We start from the raw sequence: 16,330 nt of genomic DNA on the forward strand, positions 1-16,330 counted from the left end.
TGCCCTATGCATATTTTCAGACACCTCAAGCGCATGGTGACCGACTGGTTCCTGTGCGGCATGTTGCTCGCCACACTGCTGGCATATTTCTTCCCAGGCTTTGGCGCCACCGGCGGCGCGATGCATGCCGAGTGGGTCGTCAATATCGGGATCTTCGTGGTGTTTTTCCTGCACGGAGTCAATCTGTCCGGCGAGCAGATCCGGCACGGTCTGAAGAACACCCGGCTGCACTTGATGGTCCAGGTTTTTACCTTCGGCGTGTTTCCCTTGATCTGGCTCGCCAGCAACAGGCTGCTGGGCAGTCATGTGCCGTCACTGCTGATGCTGGGATTCTTTTACCTGTGCGCCCTGCCCTCGACCATTTCCTCCTCGGTAGCCCTCACCGGCAGCGCGGGGGGTAACGTGCCGGCGGCGATTCTCAACGCGAGCCTGTCCAGCGTGCTGGGGGTTTTCCTGACACCGCTGCTGGTCAGTCTGGTGGTTGGCCGCGGCGATGGCGGGATCGACCTGGGTTCCACCCTGCTTGATCTGTGCATGATGTTGTTGCTGCCGCTGGTGCTCGGACAGTTTCTGCGGCGCTGGCTGGCCGGCTTCTTCGGCCGCTACAAACGCTACACCAGCATCATCGACAAGCTGGTGATCCTGTTGCTGGTTTACGCGGCGTTCTGCAATTCCATGGTGTCCGGGATCTGGCAACAGCAAGGCAACGGCGTGCTGCTCAGTGCCGTGCTCGGCAGCGCCGTGTTGCTGGCAATCATCCTGTGGATGACCACCCGCACCGCCCGTACCCTGCGGTTCAACAACGCCGATGAAATCGCCGCGGTGTTTTGTGCCAGCAAGAAATCCCTCGCCGCCGGGGTGCCGATGGCGGCGCTGATTTTCGGCACCAACCCTGGCCTGGGTCTGATCCTGCTGCCGATCATGATCTACCACCCGATGCAGTTGATCGTCTGCTCGATCCTGGCCGAGCGTTACGCCAGCCGTCAGCGAGCGTTGGCCACCCGGCGGAACGAAACGCTGCTCAACGCTCGATAATAGCCGTCACGCCCTGGCCGGCGGCCGCGCAGATGGAAATCAGCCCCCGGCCCCGCCCTGCCGCATCAAGCAACTTGGCCAGGTTGGCAACAATGCGCCCACCCGTGGCGGCAAACGGATGACCGGCGGCCAGGGAACTGCCCTTCACGTTCAATCGACTGCGATCTATGGCACCCAATGGCGCGTCGAGGCCCAGGCGGGTCTTGCAGTAGTCCGCATCTTCCCAGGCCTTGAGCGTGCATAACACCTGGGCGGCGAATGCTTCGTGGATTTCGTAGTAATCGAAGTCCTGCAGCGTCAGCCCGTTGCGCGCCAGCAGCCGGGGCACGGCATAGGCCGGCGCCATCAGCAATCCTTCGGCGCCGTTGACGAAATCCACCGCCGCGGTCTGGCCGTCACGCAGGTACGCCAGGATCGGCAGCCCCCGCGCCTTGGCCCACTCCTCGCTGCCCAGCAGCACCAACGAAGCGCCGTCAGTCAGTGGCGTGGAGTTACCGGCGGTCATCGTGCCCTTGGCGCTTTTTTCGAAGGCCGGTTTGAGTGAGGCGAGCTTTTCCAGCGTCAGGTCCGGGCGCAGATTGTTGTCCCGAGTCAGGCCGAGAAACGGCGTCATCAGATCGTTCTGCCAGCCTTCGGCATAGGACGCCGCCATTTTCTGGTGGCTTTCCAGGGCCAGTTGGTCCTGTTCCTCCCGGGGAATCTGCCAGGTCTGGGCCATCAACTCGCAGTGCTGCCCCATGTTCAGGCCGGTGCGCGGCTCGTTGATGCGTGGCAGTTCGGGGACGAGGTGCTGAGGGCGCAGTTGCAGGAATACCTTGATTTTCTCGGCGGTCGTCTTGGCGCGATTGGCTTTCAGCAGGATCCGCCGCAGTCCTTCATTGACGGCGATCGGCGCATCCGAGGTGGTGTCCACGCCGCCGGCAATCGCGCTGTCGATCTGGCCCAGGGCAATCTTGTTGGCCACCAGCAGCACGGTCTCCAGCCCCGTGCCGCAGGCCTGCTGCACGTCATAGGCGGGAGTGGTGGGTGACAGCCGCGAACCGAGCACGCATTCACGGCTCAGGTTCATCTCCCGGGAATGCTTGAGCACCGCGCCAGCGGCCACTTCGCCGATGTGCAGACCATGCAGGTTATAGCGCTCGATCAGCCCCTCGAGGGCGGCCGTCAGCAGTGCCTGGTTGCTGGCGCTGGCATAAGCCCCATTGGAACGGGCGAAAGGAATGCGGTTACCACCGATGATCGCGACGCGGCGTAGCTGTGTCATGAAAAACTCCCCGAGTAGATTGCAATGCGCTGGCGATCCCGAAAAAAATACTACCTGCGCACAAGCTTAGGCTTTATCTCGCCAATCGAACGACTGATTGCCGATCGTGGTCCACACTTGGGAGCTCATCCGCCGGAGTACGTTCCATGTCTGACCGTTATATCGACTTCGCCAATTCGCCCATTGGCCTGCGCCTGGTCGGAGCCCTTGGCCTGCCATCGCCGGCACGCCTGGAACGCTGGCAAGCCGGGCGCCTACGACCCATCGAAGGTGCGCTGGTGCTGGGCGGCGGTCCGCTGATCGAACCGATCGGCACGTTTGCCAAGCGCCTCACCGATGCGATTTTCGTCTACGGGGCCGAACCGACCCTGGCCGCTGAGTGGATTCCCGGGCATGGCCCGAAGATCAAGGCCGTTGTGTATGACGCCAGCCATCTGGCCCAGGCCGATCAGCTCAAGCAGCTGCGGGAATTTTTCCAGCCGCTGATGAAGAATCTCGACCGCAGTGCCCATGTCGTCATCCTCGGTCGTGCTCCGGAAAGTCTCACGGATCCTTTCGCCGCCAGTACCCAGCGAGCACTGGAGGGGTTCAGTCGCTCCCTGGCCAAGGAACTGCGCCATGGCGGGACGTTGCAACTGTTGTACGTCGGTGACGGCGCCGAAACCCAGCTGGAGGGCGCACTACGGTTCTTCCTGTCGCCCAAGAGCGCCTTCGTTTCCGGGCAAGTCATTCGCCTCAATCCATGCCAGACCCAGGTCCAGGACTGGACGCGACCGCTCACCGGCCTCAAGGCACTGGTCACCGGCGCGGCCCGCGGGATTGGCGCCTCCATCGCCGAAACCCTGGCCCGTGACGGTGCCGACGTGATCCTGCTGGACGTTCCCCAGGCCAAGGCAGACCTCGACGCCCTCGCCGCACGCCTGGGCGGGCGCGCCGTGACCCTGGACATCTGCGCCGAAGACGCCGCGAGTCAGTTGATCGAACACCTGCCTGATGGCGTCGACATCGTGGTGCATAACGCCGGCATCACCCGGGACAAGACTCTCGCCAACATGACGCCGGAATTCTGGGACGCGGTGTTGGCGGTCAACCTCAACGCACCGCAGGTGCTGACCAAGGCCCTGCTCGACAGCGGCACCCTGCGGGACAATGGCCGGGTCGTTCTGCTGGCTTCCATCAGCGGCATCGCCGGCAATCGCGGCCAGACCAACTATGCCGCCAGCAAGGCCGGGTTGATCGGCCTGGCCCAGGCCTGGGCGCCACTGTTGCAGACGCGAGGCATCAGCATCAACGCCGTGGCGCCAGGCTTCATTGAAACGCGCATGACCGCTGAAATTCCCTTTGCCCTGCGCGAAGCCGGACGACGCATGAGCTCCCTGGGCCAGGGTGGCTTGCCCCAGGACGTCGCCGAAGCGGTGGCCTGGCTCGCGCAGCCGGGTACGGGCGCCGTCACCGGGCAAGCGTTGCGGGTCTGCGGACAAAGCCTCCTGGGAGCCTGAGCATGACGATCCAATGGCATGAGGTCAGCAGCGCGCCGAGTATGTCGGGGCTCTACGCGAAAGCCGCGACACGTCGCAAGATCACCGGCAAGACCTTGCCGGAGACCGGGCTGCGCCAGATGCTCCAGGTGGATCAGCAGAGCCTGGCGGCTTATCGCAAGGTCTGCGGTTTTGTCGACAATGGTCTGTTGCCTCCGACCTATCCCCATGTGCTGGCGTTCGCTCTGCAGATGCAACTGCTCACCGCCCGGGACTTCCCGTTCCCGCTGCTGGGGTTGATCCACCTGAGCAACCACATCCGCGTGCTGCGTCCCATGGGTGGCGTCAGTCAGGTACGGGCCAGCGTCAATGTCGAGCATCTGCTGCCTCACCCCAAGGGCGCGGTGTTCAACCTTGTGACCCGCATTGAGGATCAGTTGGGGCCGTTGTGGGAAGCCGAGAGCGAGATGCTCTGCAAGGGTGTTCAGCTCGAGGGTGCGCGGGTCGAGCCGCCACCCCGGATGACGCCGGTGCTGACCGAAGTGGCGCGCTGGACAGCCCCGGCTGACATCGGCCGGCGATACGCCAAAGTGTCCGGCGACTACAACCCGATCCACCTGAGCGCCATCAGTGCGCGAATGTTCGGTTTCCCCACAGCCATCGCCCATGGCCTGTGGAACAAAGCCCGGACCCTGGCGGCACTGGATGACCACCTGCCCGAAGCCAACCTCGAAATCGAGGTGACCTTCAAGAAGCCGGTACGCCTGCCCAGCGAAGTGACGCTGCTGGCGAGCGCGGCGGGGTCCAGTGGGGATTTGCGGTTGGTGGGGTCGGGGGAGTTGGAGCACATGATAGGAAGCTGGCGACCGATTGCCTGAGCCAGGCGGTGGCTCAGCCAGCATCCATGTTGACTGGACCGCCGTCATCGCGAGCAGGCTCGCTCCCACATTGGATCTGCAGCGAACAAACATCGGCGTTCAACACAAATCTCCTGTGGGAGCGAGCCTGCTCGCGATAGCGGTGGTCAACGCGGCGGGTAGTTGGACAGGATACGCCCGACCGTCTCGCGCACCGCGCTGTCGCGATCAGCCGGGTTGGGCGAGCTGCTGAGCAATCGTTCATCACTGCCCCGCCAGACCAGCTTGCCATCCTTGCCATCGAGCAAGTCGATCTGCACCGTGGCGACCTTGTAGCTGACGTTGCGGGTTTCGTTGTACATCGGCCCGCCCCAGTAGCCATTCCAGGGCCCTCCCCAACCACCACCATAGTTGGTCGTCACCTGTTGCTGGCGATCCTCGACGATCAGGTAGGCCTGGACCAGGACATCGCCGTGCCCACCGGCGGCAGGGCGTAGGCCGCGCTGGTCGAGTTGATCGGCTACGGCCTGGCGGATGCGCTGTTCGGTCAGGTCACTCTTGATCCGCGGATCATCGGGACGGTACTGCAACGCCGGTTCTTTCCAGCTCCAGCTTCGATAGGCCGCAAAGTCGCGGCTGGGATCGAAATCATGGTTGACCTGATTGGTCGCACAGGCGCCGAGCAGCAGGGCAAGGCCCAGTAGAGCAAGACGACGGAACATCACGCTTCTCCTGTTGCGTAATCAACTTGGCGGATAGGCCGACATGGCTTTTTCCACCGCCTCGCGAATGGCATCGGTGTTATCGCCCGGACGGCCACCCTGAGGGGTTTCGGCACTGGCACTCCACACCGGTTGACCATTGCGGGCGTCGAACAGGTCGACGCGAACCACCACGACCTGCTCCTGGTACGTGCGCACGACCGGTACGGTGTTGTACATGCCGTAGCCAGGACCATAGCGGTTGTAACCACCGTAGTAGCCCGAATCATAATCTTCTCGAACCTGGCGCAGACGGGTCTCCAGCCGCAGGTCGGCACTGACGAACAGGTCGGCCGGCCGGTTGTCATGCAGCGGGCGCAGGCCACGCTGGTCCAGGGCATTGCTCACCGCCTCGGCCACCTGGGCCGAGTCCGCCCACGCGGTACCTGCCGGCAGGCGTCCATTGAGCCAGGCCCAACTGCGATAACGCCCATAGTCACGGGGTGCCGCCGGATATGCACTGCGGTCGAACACCGTGGCGGCCTCGGGCGGGGCCGGCGGCAGCGGCCTGGAGGTGGCGACATAGGGGTTGGTGCCCTGGCAGGCCGCCAGCCCCAGACATAACATCAGTAACCCGGTACGGCCTTGCATTTCGCTCTCCGATCAGAGGGGACGGCAGATCCAGTGCAGATAACGTCCCAGCCCGGCAAACGCGGGATGGCGACGGTGGGCCAGCTCCATGTCCAGCAATTGAGCCAGCTCGACCCGGCCCTGGAACTCCATCGGCATGTAGTCATGAAAAACCCGCACACCACTCTGGCTTTCGACCTGCCACAGACCCTCAAGTTGCGCCGCCAACTCTCGCGGATCAAGAGGTTGTTGCGGCGTCAGGCTCTGTTTTTCACCGGCCATGTCGTTTTTGCGCAGCTTGCGGAAATGCCCCTTGAGCAAGTTGCGATAAACCAGCGCGTCACGGTTGTAGAACGCCAGCGACAGCCAGCCGCCGGGCACCGTGAGCTGATGCAACACCGGCAGGATCGTGTGAGGCTCCGCCAGCCACTCCAACACCGCATGACACAGCACCAGGTCGTACGGCTCGGTGAGCTGGCCCGGCAGTGCCTGCCACGGCGCCTGGATGAAGGTTGCCTCCTGGCCGGCGTCGGCAAACCGCTGGCGGGCGCCTTCGAGCATCGGCGCGGCCGGTTCCGCCAGGGTGACCTGATGACCGCGCTCGGCCAGCCACAACGACATATGGCCCAGGCCGGCGCCGATGTCGAGCACACGCAACGGGCGTTCCGGCAATACTTCAAGCAGATCGGCCTGGAGCACCGCCAGGCGGATCGCGCCCTTGGCCCCGCCATAGATTTTTTCGGCAAAGCGCGTGGCGAGCTGATCGAAATGACGGTCGCTCATTGGCCGAACCGCCGCTCGCTGTCGGCCAATTTGCTGCGCACCACCGCCTCCATGTCCAAGCCCAATTCGCTGCACAGCAGCAACAGGTACAACACGATGTCACCGACCTCCTGCCCCGCATGGGCCAGTTTGTCAGCCGGCAACTGGCGCGACTGATCCTCGGTCAGCCACTGGAAAATCTCCACCAGCTCGGCCATCTCCACACTGGCGGCCATCGCGAGGTTCTTCGGGCTGTGGAATGGCCGCCAATCGTTGCGATCACGAATGGCGTGCAGGCGTTCAGTCAGTTCAACAAGGTTCATCGGGCTCTCCTGGATGCCCATAGCTTCCGGGGGATGACAGGGGAAGGCAAGCGTCTCGATACGAAGCGGCAGTTTGCCCCATAATCGAACGATCGCGGCGCCAATGGCTCCTACAATCAGGAACCCAAGGCTCGACTCGATTCTCTTCCATCAGGATGCAAACATGCAGGTAGAAAGCTTTTTCGAATGGCTCGGCCAGGCACTCGGCTCGATAATCCGTTTCATCGTCGACCTGCTGAGCGGCCTGTTCAACACCCTGGCCAACGCCGGCGGCAACTTTGTCGACGGCCTGTCACGGGCGCTGGGCATGGACACCTCGATCATCAGCATCATCGCGCTGATCCTCGGGCTGATGCTGCTGTACTCGGCGATCCGCGCCTTCATGCGCGCGTCGATTGTGCTGGGGATTATCTGGCTGGTGCTGGGGCTGTGGTTGTTGAGTTGGATCATTCACTAGAATCGCGCGTCTCTGTGGCGAGGGGATTTATCCTCGCTCGACAGCTCCTACAGAGCCCCGCGGGGATAAATCCCCTCGCCACAAAAGCCCTCTGTTTATTCCATTCCTTCAGGTGTAGGTCCTGGCTACACCGCCTTGCGCCGCTGCCTACAACTACGCCAGAATCCGCCGGCTTGTGCGCCTTGGGGCCGGGTTTTATTGTTTCTCCGTCGCTGACAAATCAGCGATCGGGTTTAGCGATCCGGCTTCGTATACAGACGCAACAATGCCCAGTCTCGATTGCAGACGCTCTATTCCTGCAATCTCGTCATGGTGGCTGTGCGTGGGAGACCTTCTGGTCTACCCGGGGTTTCTGTGACCCGGATCGCTAACCCGCGTACAGCCGCCACCTTTACTTGTTTAGCGATAGGTCGTGGTGGCTCAACCAATCACGGAGATTCACCATGTTCAAGGTCACCCCCAACCCACCGGCCACCGATCCCGCATCCTCCAACGATCCCACCGACTCGACAGCCTTCGACAAAGCCGCCAAACGCGCCCTCGACTTCTACCTCAAGCCCGAACCGCCTGAAGCCCAACCAGACCAACTGTTCACCGTTGCGAACGGCATCGACACCGAATGCCTGCTCGCCAACCTCAGCGAAACCCTGGCCTCGGCCAACGCCATGGCCGGTGACCTGGCCTTCGACCTGGACGGCTCGCGCCGCCACGTGGCCCTGGGCATCCAGCAGTTGATCGAACTGGGCGGCTTACTGGCCAACCGGGCGCTGGACAACGTCGACCCACGCTAACCGAAGCAACGACTCACCTTTGTGGCGAGGGGATTCATCCCCGCTCGACAGCTCCTACAGAGCCCCGCGGGGATAAGTCCCCTCACCACAAAAGCCTTCTGTTTATTCCATTCCTTCAGGTGTAGGTCCTGGCTACACCGCCTTGCGCCGCTGCCTACAACTACGCCAGAATCCGCCGGCTTGTGCGCCTTGGGGCCGGGTTTTATTGTTTCTCCGTCGCTGACAAATCAGCGATCGGGTTTAGCAGCTCGGATAACATCAAGGCACGCCAGTGTCGCCATCAGAACAGCCAATCCGCATCGGATTGTCAGCACTATGGCGGCTATGCGTGGGGCACTTCGGTGCGCCGGGTTCCTTGATGCCTGGTCTGCTAACCCGCGTACAGCCGCCACCCAACTCGTTTAGCAGCGAAGGATGACGGCTCCACTCATCAAGGAGATTCACCATGTTCAAGGTCACCCCCAACCCACCGGCCACCGATCCCGCATCCTCCAACGATCCCGCCGACTCGACAGCCTTTGACAAAGCCGCCAAACGCGCCCTCGACTTCTACCTCAAGCCCGAACCGCCTGAAGCCCAACCAGACCAACTGTTCACCGTTGCGAACGGCATCGACACCGAATGCCTGCTCGCCAACCTCAGCGAAACCCTGGCCTCGGCCAACGCCATGGCCGGTGACCTGGCCTTCGACCTGGACGGCTCGCGCCGCCACGTGGCCCTGGGGATCCAGCAGTTGATCGAACTGGGCGGCTTATTGGCCAACCGAGCGCTGGACAACGTCGACCCACGCTAGCCGAAACAACACATCACCTGTGGCAAGGGGATTCATCCCCCCTCGTGTAGGCGCCCAGCGGGGATAAATTCTCTCGCCACAAACCCGCTACAATGGCGCTCCATCAAGGAGCCCCCATGTCCAACCTGCTCGCCGACTGGCGCGACCGTCTCACCCATCGTCGGGTCTGGGCGTTGGCCGCGCCGATGATTCTTTCGAATATTTCCGTGCCGCTGGTGGCGTTGGTGGACAGCACCGTCATCGGCCATTTGCCCCATGCCCATCAGTTGGGCGCAGTGGCGGTCGGTGCGAGTTTGTATACGGTGCTGGCCTGGGCCGTGGGTTTCCTGCGCATGGGCACCACCGGGTTCGCAGCCCAGGCGGCCGGGCGTGGCGATGGCGCAACGTTGCGGCAAGTGTTGTTGCAAGGCTTGCTGCTGGCGATGGGGTTGGCTGTGGCGCTCGGAATCATCGGAGTGCCGTTGAGTAACGTGGCGTTGCACTTCATGCAGCCGTCCGCCGAACTCAATCAGTTGACCCGGGACTTCTTCTACACACGGCTCTTCGGCCTTCCGGCGGCGCTGGCCAGTTATGCGCTCGTAGGTTGGTTTCTCGGTGCCCAGAATGCCCGGGCACCGCTGGCGATCCTGCTGACCACCAATCTGGTGAACATCGCCCTCAACCTGTGGTTCGTGCTCGGCCTGGACTGGGGCGTGGCCGGCTCGGCCCGGGCCTCGGTGATCGCCGAATGGACCGGGGCGCTGGTCGGCCTGGCCCTGGCGCACAAAACACTGCGGGCCTGGCCCGGACAGATTGTCTGGGCGCCCCTCGGGTTGTGGCAGAACTGGCGACCCCTGCTGGCGGTGAACCGGGACATTTTCATTCGCAGCCTGGCCCTGCAATCGGTGTTTTTCCTGATCACCGTACAAGGCGCGCGCCTGGGGGATGCGACCGTTGCGGCCAACGCGCTGTTGCTCAACGGGCTGTTGTTGACGGCCCATGCCCTGGACGGCCTCGCCCATGCCGTCGAAGCGCTATGCGGCCACGCCATTGGCGCCCGCGATCGCCTGGCGCTACGCCGCTCACTGGTGGTGGCCAGCGGTTGGTCACTGATTGCGAGCATCGGCTTTGCGCTGCTGTTCCTGCTTGCCGGACACCTGTTCATCGATATGCAGACTGACATCCCCGACGTGCGAGACACCGCATACCGCTACCTGCCTTACCTCGCCAGCCTGCCGCTGATCGCGGTCTGGAGCTATGTGCTCGATGGCTTGTTCATCGGCGCCACCCGCGCCCGGGAAATGCGCAATGGCATGTTATTGACCCTGTTGCTGGTGCTGCCATTTGCCTGGGCGCTGCAAGCGCTGGGCAACCATGGCTTGTGGCTCACCTTCCTGTTGTTCATGGCGTTGCGCAGCCTGACCCTCGGTGGTTTCGCCTGGCGCTTGCACCGCCAGGATCGTTGGCTCGTGGCCCACGCCGAATAGCACTTCACCCCTCATCGCCTTGCCACAACCGTCGCAGATGCTCGAGCCGCTCGCGCTGGGAGCCGCCAGTCAGCGCTGGTGTTGGCCGGGCGTCGGGGTACTGCAGGCGCAGCCACAGCCAGCCGTCGAGCACCTCCCGTTCGGTAAACCCCAGCGTCAAGCCTTGCTCCAGGCAATCCCAGAGCGCGCGATACTCACGCCCGGTGGCACGAGACCAATGCCAGGCGTGACGCTCCAGCAGGCATTGCTGCAATTTGCGCTGTTGTCGGTCGCTGAGGCTGTGCTCGTTCTCCAGTGGCGACACGGGCAGTCCCGGGTTGGACAGTTGCTGCCAGCCCTGGCTGCCGATTGCCCGGTCGGCCCAGGTACCGCCGAACCAGCGCAGCAGGCGGATGGGCCCCAGCCAGCAACTGAGCTCTGCTGGGTCGCAGCCGTCGAAGAAATAGCTGGCGGTGTGGGGGTTGTAATAGCTCAGCAACGCCTTGTAGTGAGGCCCCAAGGTCACCGTCAGCATGCGTCGAAGATGCGCCAGCAATTGCGTAGCCGACGATTCGCTCACCAACAACAGCCCTGGCCAGGCACCGGCGTCGACATGGCACAGGCTGGCCAGCGCCGGCGATTGCTGCAAGTCCACCAACAGCGGACCGTGCTCCTTGAGCCCATGCCATTCGGTGTCCTCGAACAAGGCAAAGCACCGCGCTTGCGCGAACTGCTCTTGCAGACGCTGCACCGCCCCGGGGACGCCAGGTATGTCGAGCAGCAGCCATTGAGGCGTTGTCCCGGTCAGGCTTGCAGCGCTCATGGCGCGGCACCCGTGTCGCGCCGCGTCACCAGCCGACAGGTGCATATCGGTTGGTCACAGGCACTGAAGCTGCCGCCTCCGGGCAACAGGCAGAGCAACACCAGCGGCTCGGCCGCCTGGATCGCGGCTAACAACGCCGGATCGGCTCCGGACGGCCAGGGTGCTCCGTGGGTTGTCGAGTCCGAGGGGGCCCCGTCGGCTACGTCCGCAATTGCCGGCACATCAAGGAGCGCACTGATCATGGGGCGATCCGGGTCGCCCTCGCAGAAGCTCACCAACACCTCGGTGCCCGCCCGGAAGGTACTCATCGCACAGGCGGCCAGCTCGGGCGCCAACGGCAGCCAACAATGACTGGGGCTGGCCCCCTCGCCCTGATAAACCCAGTCGAACTGCACCGCCACCCGCCCGGCCATCTGCAATGCCGGCTCGTCCACTTCCACGACCCAGCCACGCTGCCGGCCCACCATGCGCGGCTTGGCAGGGAGCCCGGTCGCCACGAACGGCAGCCCCCAAGGCACGGCCTGGAAATGGTTTTCGTACCCCCAGGCCTCAGCGCGGTGCGCCACTCTCGTCAGCAGCCAGCGCCGGTTCCAGTCGCTGAAAGGATGCGCCGTGAGCAACAGTACCTGCCCGCTGTACAGCCCCATCAGGTCACTGCGGCCTTGGGCGACCTGCTCCCCTGAAGCGTTGGTTTGCACGTTGAAAGCCTGAATCCCCGAGGCCGTGCCGTAGGCCGCCTCGGCGACTGGAGCGAAACCGCCCGCATTGTCGGAGAACACCAGGCAGTGCCCGTCCCGAGCGTGTTCGAAATGGAAGTGGATGCCCGCCTGGGCGCACACCCGCTGGAGAAATTGCAGATCCGACTCGCGGTACTGGGTGCAAAAATCCTGCGGTGGATAATCCCCCTTCAAATCCAGGCACAACTGGCGACCGGCGATACCGTGGGCCTTGAGCACCTGGCGGATGATCTGCGGCACCGTGCAGTCACTCAGTACCCGCTGGCTGAAGCGCTGCGCCAGGCAGGCCAGCTTCGGCCCGATACGCAGGCGGCAACCGGCGTCGGGACGGTGCTGAACCAGTTCGTGGAGCTGCCCGTGGATGCCCTCGCCCGACTCCCCGAAACTCAACCAGACACTGCGATATAACAGGCCCGCCAGGTCCGGCGGCGTGCTGCCGGGCAACAACTCCACCTCATGGGAGAAAGGCTCGCTGATGGCTTCGCTACCCATGAAGGCCGCAACGACAAAGGGTTCGGGCAGACCGGCTATCTCCAGACGAAATGATGGCTCGTTGGCTGGATCGGACATCGGCGTATCTCTACAGGAGGGGCGGCCGGGGATTCTCGCTGAGAGCCATGGCGGAGTAGAGAGCCCAAGTACAAGTTAGGAAAGGGACTACATGAAATGAGGACAGCATCGGTTAAATGACCCGACGTGCGGAAATAACGGCGGCGCAAATAAAAATGCCCTTCGGGACTATCCGAAAAAACCCGCGATGTGCGCTGAGCTTTCTGACAGACCCGAAGGGCGATGCCGATCGATCAAAGAGCTGCCACAGAGCCCTGATGCCGATCAGTTAAACCACAAACCTGTGGGAGCAAAGCTTGCTCGCGATTGCGCTAAGTCAGTCAGCAATAATGTTGACTGATCTGTCGCTATCGCGAGCAAGCTTTGCTCCCACAGGGTTTGTGCCGTTTGATCCTTAACTGACTGGCATTAGCCACAGAGCCTCGTGTCCGACCGGCTTTGATCTGCGCATCAGGACGACAAATACGACGAACGCGTCAATCCCAGGCGCAGGGCATCGAGGAACTGGGTACGCTCGGCGGCGCTGATACGGGCGCTGGCACATTTGTCGCGGTAGTGGGTCATCAACTCCTCCGGCGACAGGTGCACGTAGCGCAGCATGTCTTCGATGGTGTCGTGGGTTTCGATACCGGCGTGGTACACGCTGCCATCGGCGTTCTGGTAGATGTTCACCGAGTCGGTGTCACCGAACAGGTTGTGCATGTCACCAAGGATTTCCTGGTAGGCACCCACCAGGAAGATCCCCAGCAGGTAATCCTCGCCGGGATTGAGGGCGTGGACCGGCAGGCTGGTTTCAATGCTCTGCTCGTCGACGTACTGCTTGATCTTGCCGTCGGAGTCGCAGGTCAGGTCTTGCAGCACGGCGCGGCGCATCGGCTCCTCGTCGAGACGATGCAGCGGCAGAATCGGCAGCACCTGGCCGATGGCCCAGGTGTCCGGCAGGCTCTGGAACACCGAGAAGTTGCAGATGTACTTGTCGGCAAGCTTGTCGTTGAGTTCATCCAGCACTTGGCGATGGGAACGCTGGCGTGCCTTCAACGAGTTGTACAGGCGACGACACACAGCGAAGTAGCACTGTTCGGCCAGGGCTTTTTCCGCCAGGGTCAGCTTGCCGTCGGCGTACTGGGTGGCCACGTCGCTCATGTAGTGGGTGGCGCGCCAGTAGGTTTCGGTGACCATCTCGATATCGGTCGGGCCCAGCAGGTCAACTAGCCACTGCACGGTTTCCGGCAGCTCCTGCTTGTTGTCGATCACCGGCATGTCATCGACGTGTTTCTCCACGTCGGTCACCTGCACCACCAGCATCGCGTGGTGCGCGGTCAGGGAACGACCGCTTTCCGAAAAAATGTGCGGATGCGGCAGGCTCTGGGCATCGCAGAACTCCTTGAGCATGCCGACCACGACACCGGCGTAATCGTCCATGTCGTAGTTGATCGAACTGGCATTACGCGAATGCGTACCGTCGTAGTCCACGCCCAGGCCGCCGCCGACGTCGATGTGATCCACCGGCAGGCCGAGGTTGCGCAGTTCACCGTAGTAACGGATCGCTTCCTTGAAGCCGTGCTGGTAGTCCGCCAGGTTGGCGATCTGCGAACCCATGTGGAAGTGCAGCAGACGAATGCCCTGGTCCAGGCCGGCAGCGCGGAAACGTTCGACCACCGACAGCAACTGTGCGGCTGACAAACCGAACTTGGACTTCTCACCACCGGTGTCGGCCCATTTGCTCGACGCCAGGGACGACAGGCGTACCCGCAGGCCCACCTGTGGCTTGACCTTGAGCGAAGCAGCCTCTTCGATCACCAGGCCGACCTCGGACTCTTTCTCGATCACAATGAACACGTTGTGACCCAGCTTCTGACCCATCAGCGCCAGACGGATGAACTCACGGTCCTTGTAGCCGTTGCAGACGATGGTCCCGCCCTTCGGCGCCAGGGCCAGCACCGCCAGCAGCTCGGGCTTGGAGCCGGCTTCCAGGCCGATGGAGACGTTCTGGGTGGCGATGATGTTCTCGATCACCGCTTCCTGCTGGTTGACCTTGATCGGGTAGAGCGCGGTGTACTGACTCTGGTACTCCAGACGCGCGATGTTGCTGTCGAACGCACCGGTGAGCTGGCGTACACGGTCTTGCAGGATGTCGGGAAAGCGTACCAGCAAGGGCAACGACAGACCGCTCTGGCGCAGCTGATCTACCTGTTCGAACAGATCGATGGGCGAACTGTCGGGACCGTTCGGACGAACTTCGACGCGACCGGCGTCATTGATCGCGAAATACCCGGCCCCCCAATGGCGAATCCCGTAAACACTGCGGCTGTCCGCAACTGTCCATTGGCTGCCATCGTCTTTGCGTGTGCGTCGTACGGACATCGAAGTCCCCTATAAAGAAGTCAAAATGCACCATCCGGTCGGAGGCTGGCGCAGTCTAGAGAATGGAAATGACGATTTGCCTGCAAGCAGGGTAGACCCTGCTGGCAGCGCTGAGTTTAGAAACCCGTTCAGAACAGGCTCTGTGAAAACCATATGGGCGACCTCGAACAGCAGATTCGGATCGAGCCGGAGTGGTTTTCACAGAGGCTGCTAGCCGCCGGATTTTTTTGCCTTGAAACCGTGCTTGACCAGTTCCGCCAGCAACAGCTCGACGTGATCACCCTGGATCTCGATGACGCCGTCTTTCAACGCGCCACCGGTACCACAGCGTTTTTTCAACGTGGTGGCCAGTTCCTTGAGCGCGTCTTCGGCCAACGGCACGCCGGTGATCGTGGTCACCGTCTTGCCGCCGCGCCCCTTGCTTTCACGGCGCACACGGGCAATACCGTCACCGGCAGGGATGACGGTCTGTTTGCAGATGCAGGCATCCACCGGCTGACGGCAATCAGGGCAATGACGACCGGCGTCGGTAGAAAATACCAGGCCACCCAGGGCGGCGAAGGATGCGGCTTTTTTGGCCACCGGCAATCCTCTCGGGAGGACAAAGACTGGTCGGGGAGAGAAAGTGCCTCGACCGCGAAGCCCCACTCAGGCAGGGGCAGCGCTACTGGACCGCAGACGTCGGTTCAGCTTGAAAAGTCGCGCAGTGTAACGGCAAAAAGCTGACTTGCTAAGGGCCAATCCGCGCCAATTTACAGCTTCTTTGCGACACCACGCAGATATCGCTCGAGCGCCGCCAACGAGTCCGGGCAATAAGGCTTGTGCCGGATTTCATCCAGTACCTGTTCGATCGGCATGAAGCGCGCTTCGAGCACTTCTTCAGGTTGCAATACCAGTGGACCGTCCCACACTGCCGAAAACGCCGAGCACCAGAGGCGACTGCCGGGGTCTTCGAAGTAAAAATGGTCATGGGCGGTGAGTTGCACCCCGCTTACACCAAGCTCCTCTTCCAGTTCACGGGCTGCCGACTCGGCGTAGGTTTCATGGGCCTGCACCATTCCGCCCGCCGCCACGTCCCAGAAGCCCGGGTAGATCGCCTTGCTCAGGGTCCGCCGGTGGACGCACAGCTCACCCGCCGAGTTGAACAGCATGATGTAGGTGCCACGCCCGATCAGGCCACGCTCGCGCAGGTCCGAACGCACCAGGCTGCCGAGCAGGTTGTCGTGTTCATCGACCCAAGCGATCAGCTCGGCATCCGAGGCCACTCGGTGAGCGGCCTCCCGGGGGCTCTCGCTCATGA

17 protein-coding genes are annotated in these 16,330 nt (G+C 62.6%); 7 read left to right on the forward strand and 10 right to left on the reverse strand.

Going from position 1 to position 16,330, the window contains the following annotated elements:
• Positions 1-6: 6 nt before the first annotated feature.
• Positions 7-1,035 carry a bile acid:sodium symporter family protein gene (locus AD665_RS24070; protein WP_024780713.1) on the forward strand — a complete coding sequence of 343 codons (1,029 nt, stop codon included), beginning with the start codon at positions 7-9 and terminating at the stop codon, positions 1,033-1,035.
• Here the strand turns inward: AD665_RS24070 and AD665_RS24075 are convergent.
• Positions 1,022-2,299, reverse strand: coding sequence for an acetyl-CoA C-acetyltransferase (locus AD665_RS24075; RefSeq protein ID WP_024780714.1), 1,278 nt, complete (start codon positions 2,297-2,299; stop codon positions 1,022-1,024). The genes AD665_RS24070 and AD665_RS24075 overlap by 14 nt on opposite strands.
• 146 nt (positions 2,300-2,445) lie before the next feature.
• On the opposite strand from AD665_RS24075, the gene AD665_RS24080 reads away from it, so the two are divergent.
• Positions 2,446-3,798, forward strand: a complete 1,353-nt coding sequence (locus AD665_RS24080; RefSeq protein WP_053194179.1) for a 3-oxoacyl-ACP reductase — start codon at positions 2,446-2,448, stop codon at positions 3,796-3,798.
• 2 nt (positions 3,799-3,800) lie between these two features.
• Entirely contained in the window at positions 3,801-4,655 is an 855-nt protein-coding gene (locus tag AD665_RS24085; protein WP_053194181.1) for a MaoC/PaaZ C-terminal domain-containing protein, read from the forward strand.
• Between the two features lie 146 nt (positions 4,656-4,801).
• On the opposite strand, the gene AD665_RS24090 is transcribed toward AD665_RS24085, so the two are convergent.
• The 4 genes from AD665_RS24090 to AD665_RS24105 are packed head-to-tail and all read right to left on the reverse strand — an operon-like array spanning position 4,802 to position 7,050.
• The gene (locus tag AD665_RS24090; RefSeq protein ID WP_024780717.1) at positions 4,802-5,356 is read right to left on the reverse strand and encodes a DUF4136 domain-containing protein; all 555 of its coding nucleotides are present in this window, start codon (positions 5,354-5,356) and stop codon (positions 4,802-4,804) included.
• Positions 5,357-5,377: 21 nt separating this feature from the next.
• Complete coding sequence (locus tag AD665_RS24095; RefSeq protein ID WP_024780718.1) at positions 5,378-5,986, reverse strand: DUF4136 domain-containing protein; 609 nt, start codon at positions 5,984-5,986, stop codon at positions 5,378-5,380.
• 12 nt (positions 5,987-5,998) lie between these two features.
• Complete coding sequence (locus tag AD665_RS24100; RefSeq protein ID WP_053194183.1) at positions 5,999-6,748, reverse strand: methyltransferase domain-containing protein; 750 nt, start codon at positions 6,746-6,748, stop codon at positions 5,999-6,001.
• The gene (locus AD665_RS24105) at positions 6,745-7,050 is read right to left on the reverse strand and encodes a MazG-like family protein (RefSeq protein ID WP_053194185.1); all 306 of its coding nucleotides are present in this window, start codon (positions 7,048-7,050) and stop codon (positions 6,745-6,747) included. The genes AD665_RS24100 and AD665_RS24105 overlap by 4 nt, the downstream gene beginning before the upstream one ends.
• Positions 7,051-7,213: 163 nt before the next feature.
• Here AD665_RS24105 and AD665_RS24110 point away from each other — a divergent pair, with 163 nt between their 5' ends.
• From AD665_RS24110 to AD665_RS24125, 4 genes are all read left to right on the forward strand, one after another.
• Positions 7,214-7,507 (forward strand): hypothetical protein, encoded by a 294-nt coding sequence (locus tag AD665_RS24110; RefSeq protein ID WP_024780721.1) that lies wholly within the window; start codon positions 7,214-7,216, stop codon positions 7,505-7,507.
• Between the two features lie 443 nt (positions 7,508-7,950).
• A complete protein-coding gene (locus AD665_RS27695) occupies positions 7,951-8,298 on the forward strand; it encodes a DUF6124 family protein (RefSeq protein ID WP_053194187.1) in 348 nt (115 codons plus the stop codon).
• 445 nt (positions 8,299-8,743) lie between these two features.
• Positions 8,744-9,091 (forward strand): DUF6124 family protein, encoded by a 348-nt coding sequence (locus AD665_RS24120; protein ID WP_024780703.1) that lies wholly within the window; start codon positions 8,744-8,746, stop codon positions 9,089-9,091.
• A 116-nt stretch (positions 9,092-9,207) separates the two neighbouring features.
• Entirely contained in the window at positions 9,208-10,557 is a 1,350-nt protein-coding gene (locus tag AD665_RS24125) for an MATE family efflux transporter (RefSeq protein ID WP_024781391.1), read from the forward strand.
• A gap of 4 nt (positions 10,558-10,561) precedes the next feature.
• Here AD665_RS24125 and AD665_RS24130 read toward each other — a convergent pair whose 3' ends face one another.
• From AD665_RS24130 to AD665_RS24150, 5 genes are all read right to left on the reverse strand, one after another.
• Positions 10,562-11,359 (reverse strand): DUF4123 domain-containing protein, encoded by a 798-nt coding sequence (locus AD665_RS24130; RefSeq protein WP_024781392.1) that lies wholly within the window; start codon positions 11,357-11,359, stop codon positions 10,562-10,564.
• On the reverse strand, positions 11,356-12,666 hold the full coding sequence (locus tag AD665_RS24135) for a contractile injection system protein, VgrG/Pvc8 family (RefSeq protein WP_053194189.1): 1,311 nt from the start codon (positions 12,664-12,666) through the stop codon (positions 11,356-11,358). The genes AD665_RS24130 and AD665_RS24135 overlap by 4 nt, the downstream gene beginning before the upstream one ends.
• Positions 12,667-13,116: 450 nt before the next feature.
• Positions 13,117-15,030, reverse strand: coding sequence for an arginine decarboxylase (speA, locus tag AD665_RS24140; RefSeq protein WP_024781394.1), 1,914 nt, complete (start codon positions 15,028-15,030; stop codon positions 13,117-13,119).
• Between the two features lie 210 nt (positions 15,031-15,240).
• Positions 15,241-15,612: a translation initiation factor Sui1 gene (locus AD665_RS24145; protein ID WP_024781395.1), complete on the reverse strand. Its 372-nt coding sequence runs from the start codon at positions 15,610-15,612 to the stop codon at positions 15,241-15,243.
• A 170-nt stretch (positions 15,613-15,782) separates the two neighbouring features.
• Complete coding sequence (locus AD665_RS24150) at positions 15,783-16,328, reverse strand: NUDIX hydrolase (RefSeq protein ID WP_024781396.1); 546 nt, start codon at positions 16,326-16,328, stop codon at positions 15,783-15,785.
• Between the last annotated feature and the right edge of the window lie 2 nt (positions 16,329-16,330).

It is taken from the genome of Pseudomonas corrugata (assembly GCF_001269905.1).
GTDB lineage: Bacteria > Pseudomonadota > Gammaproteobacteria > Pseudomonadales > Pseudomonadaceae > Aquipseudomonas > Aquipseudomonas corrugata.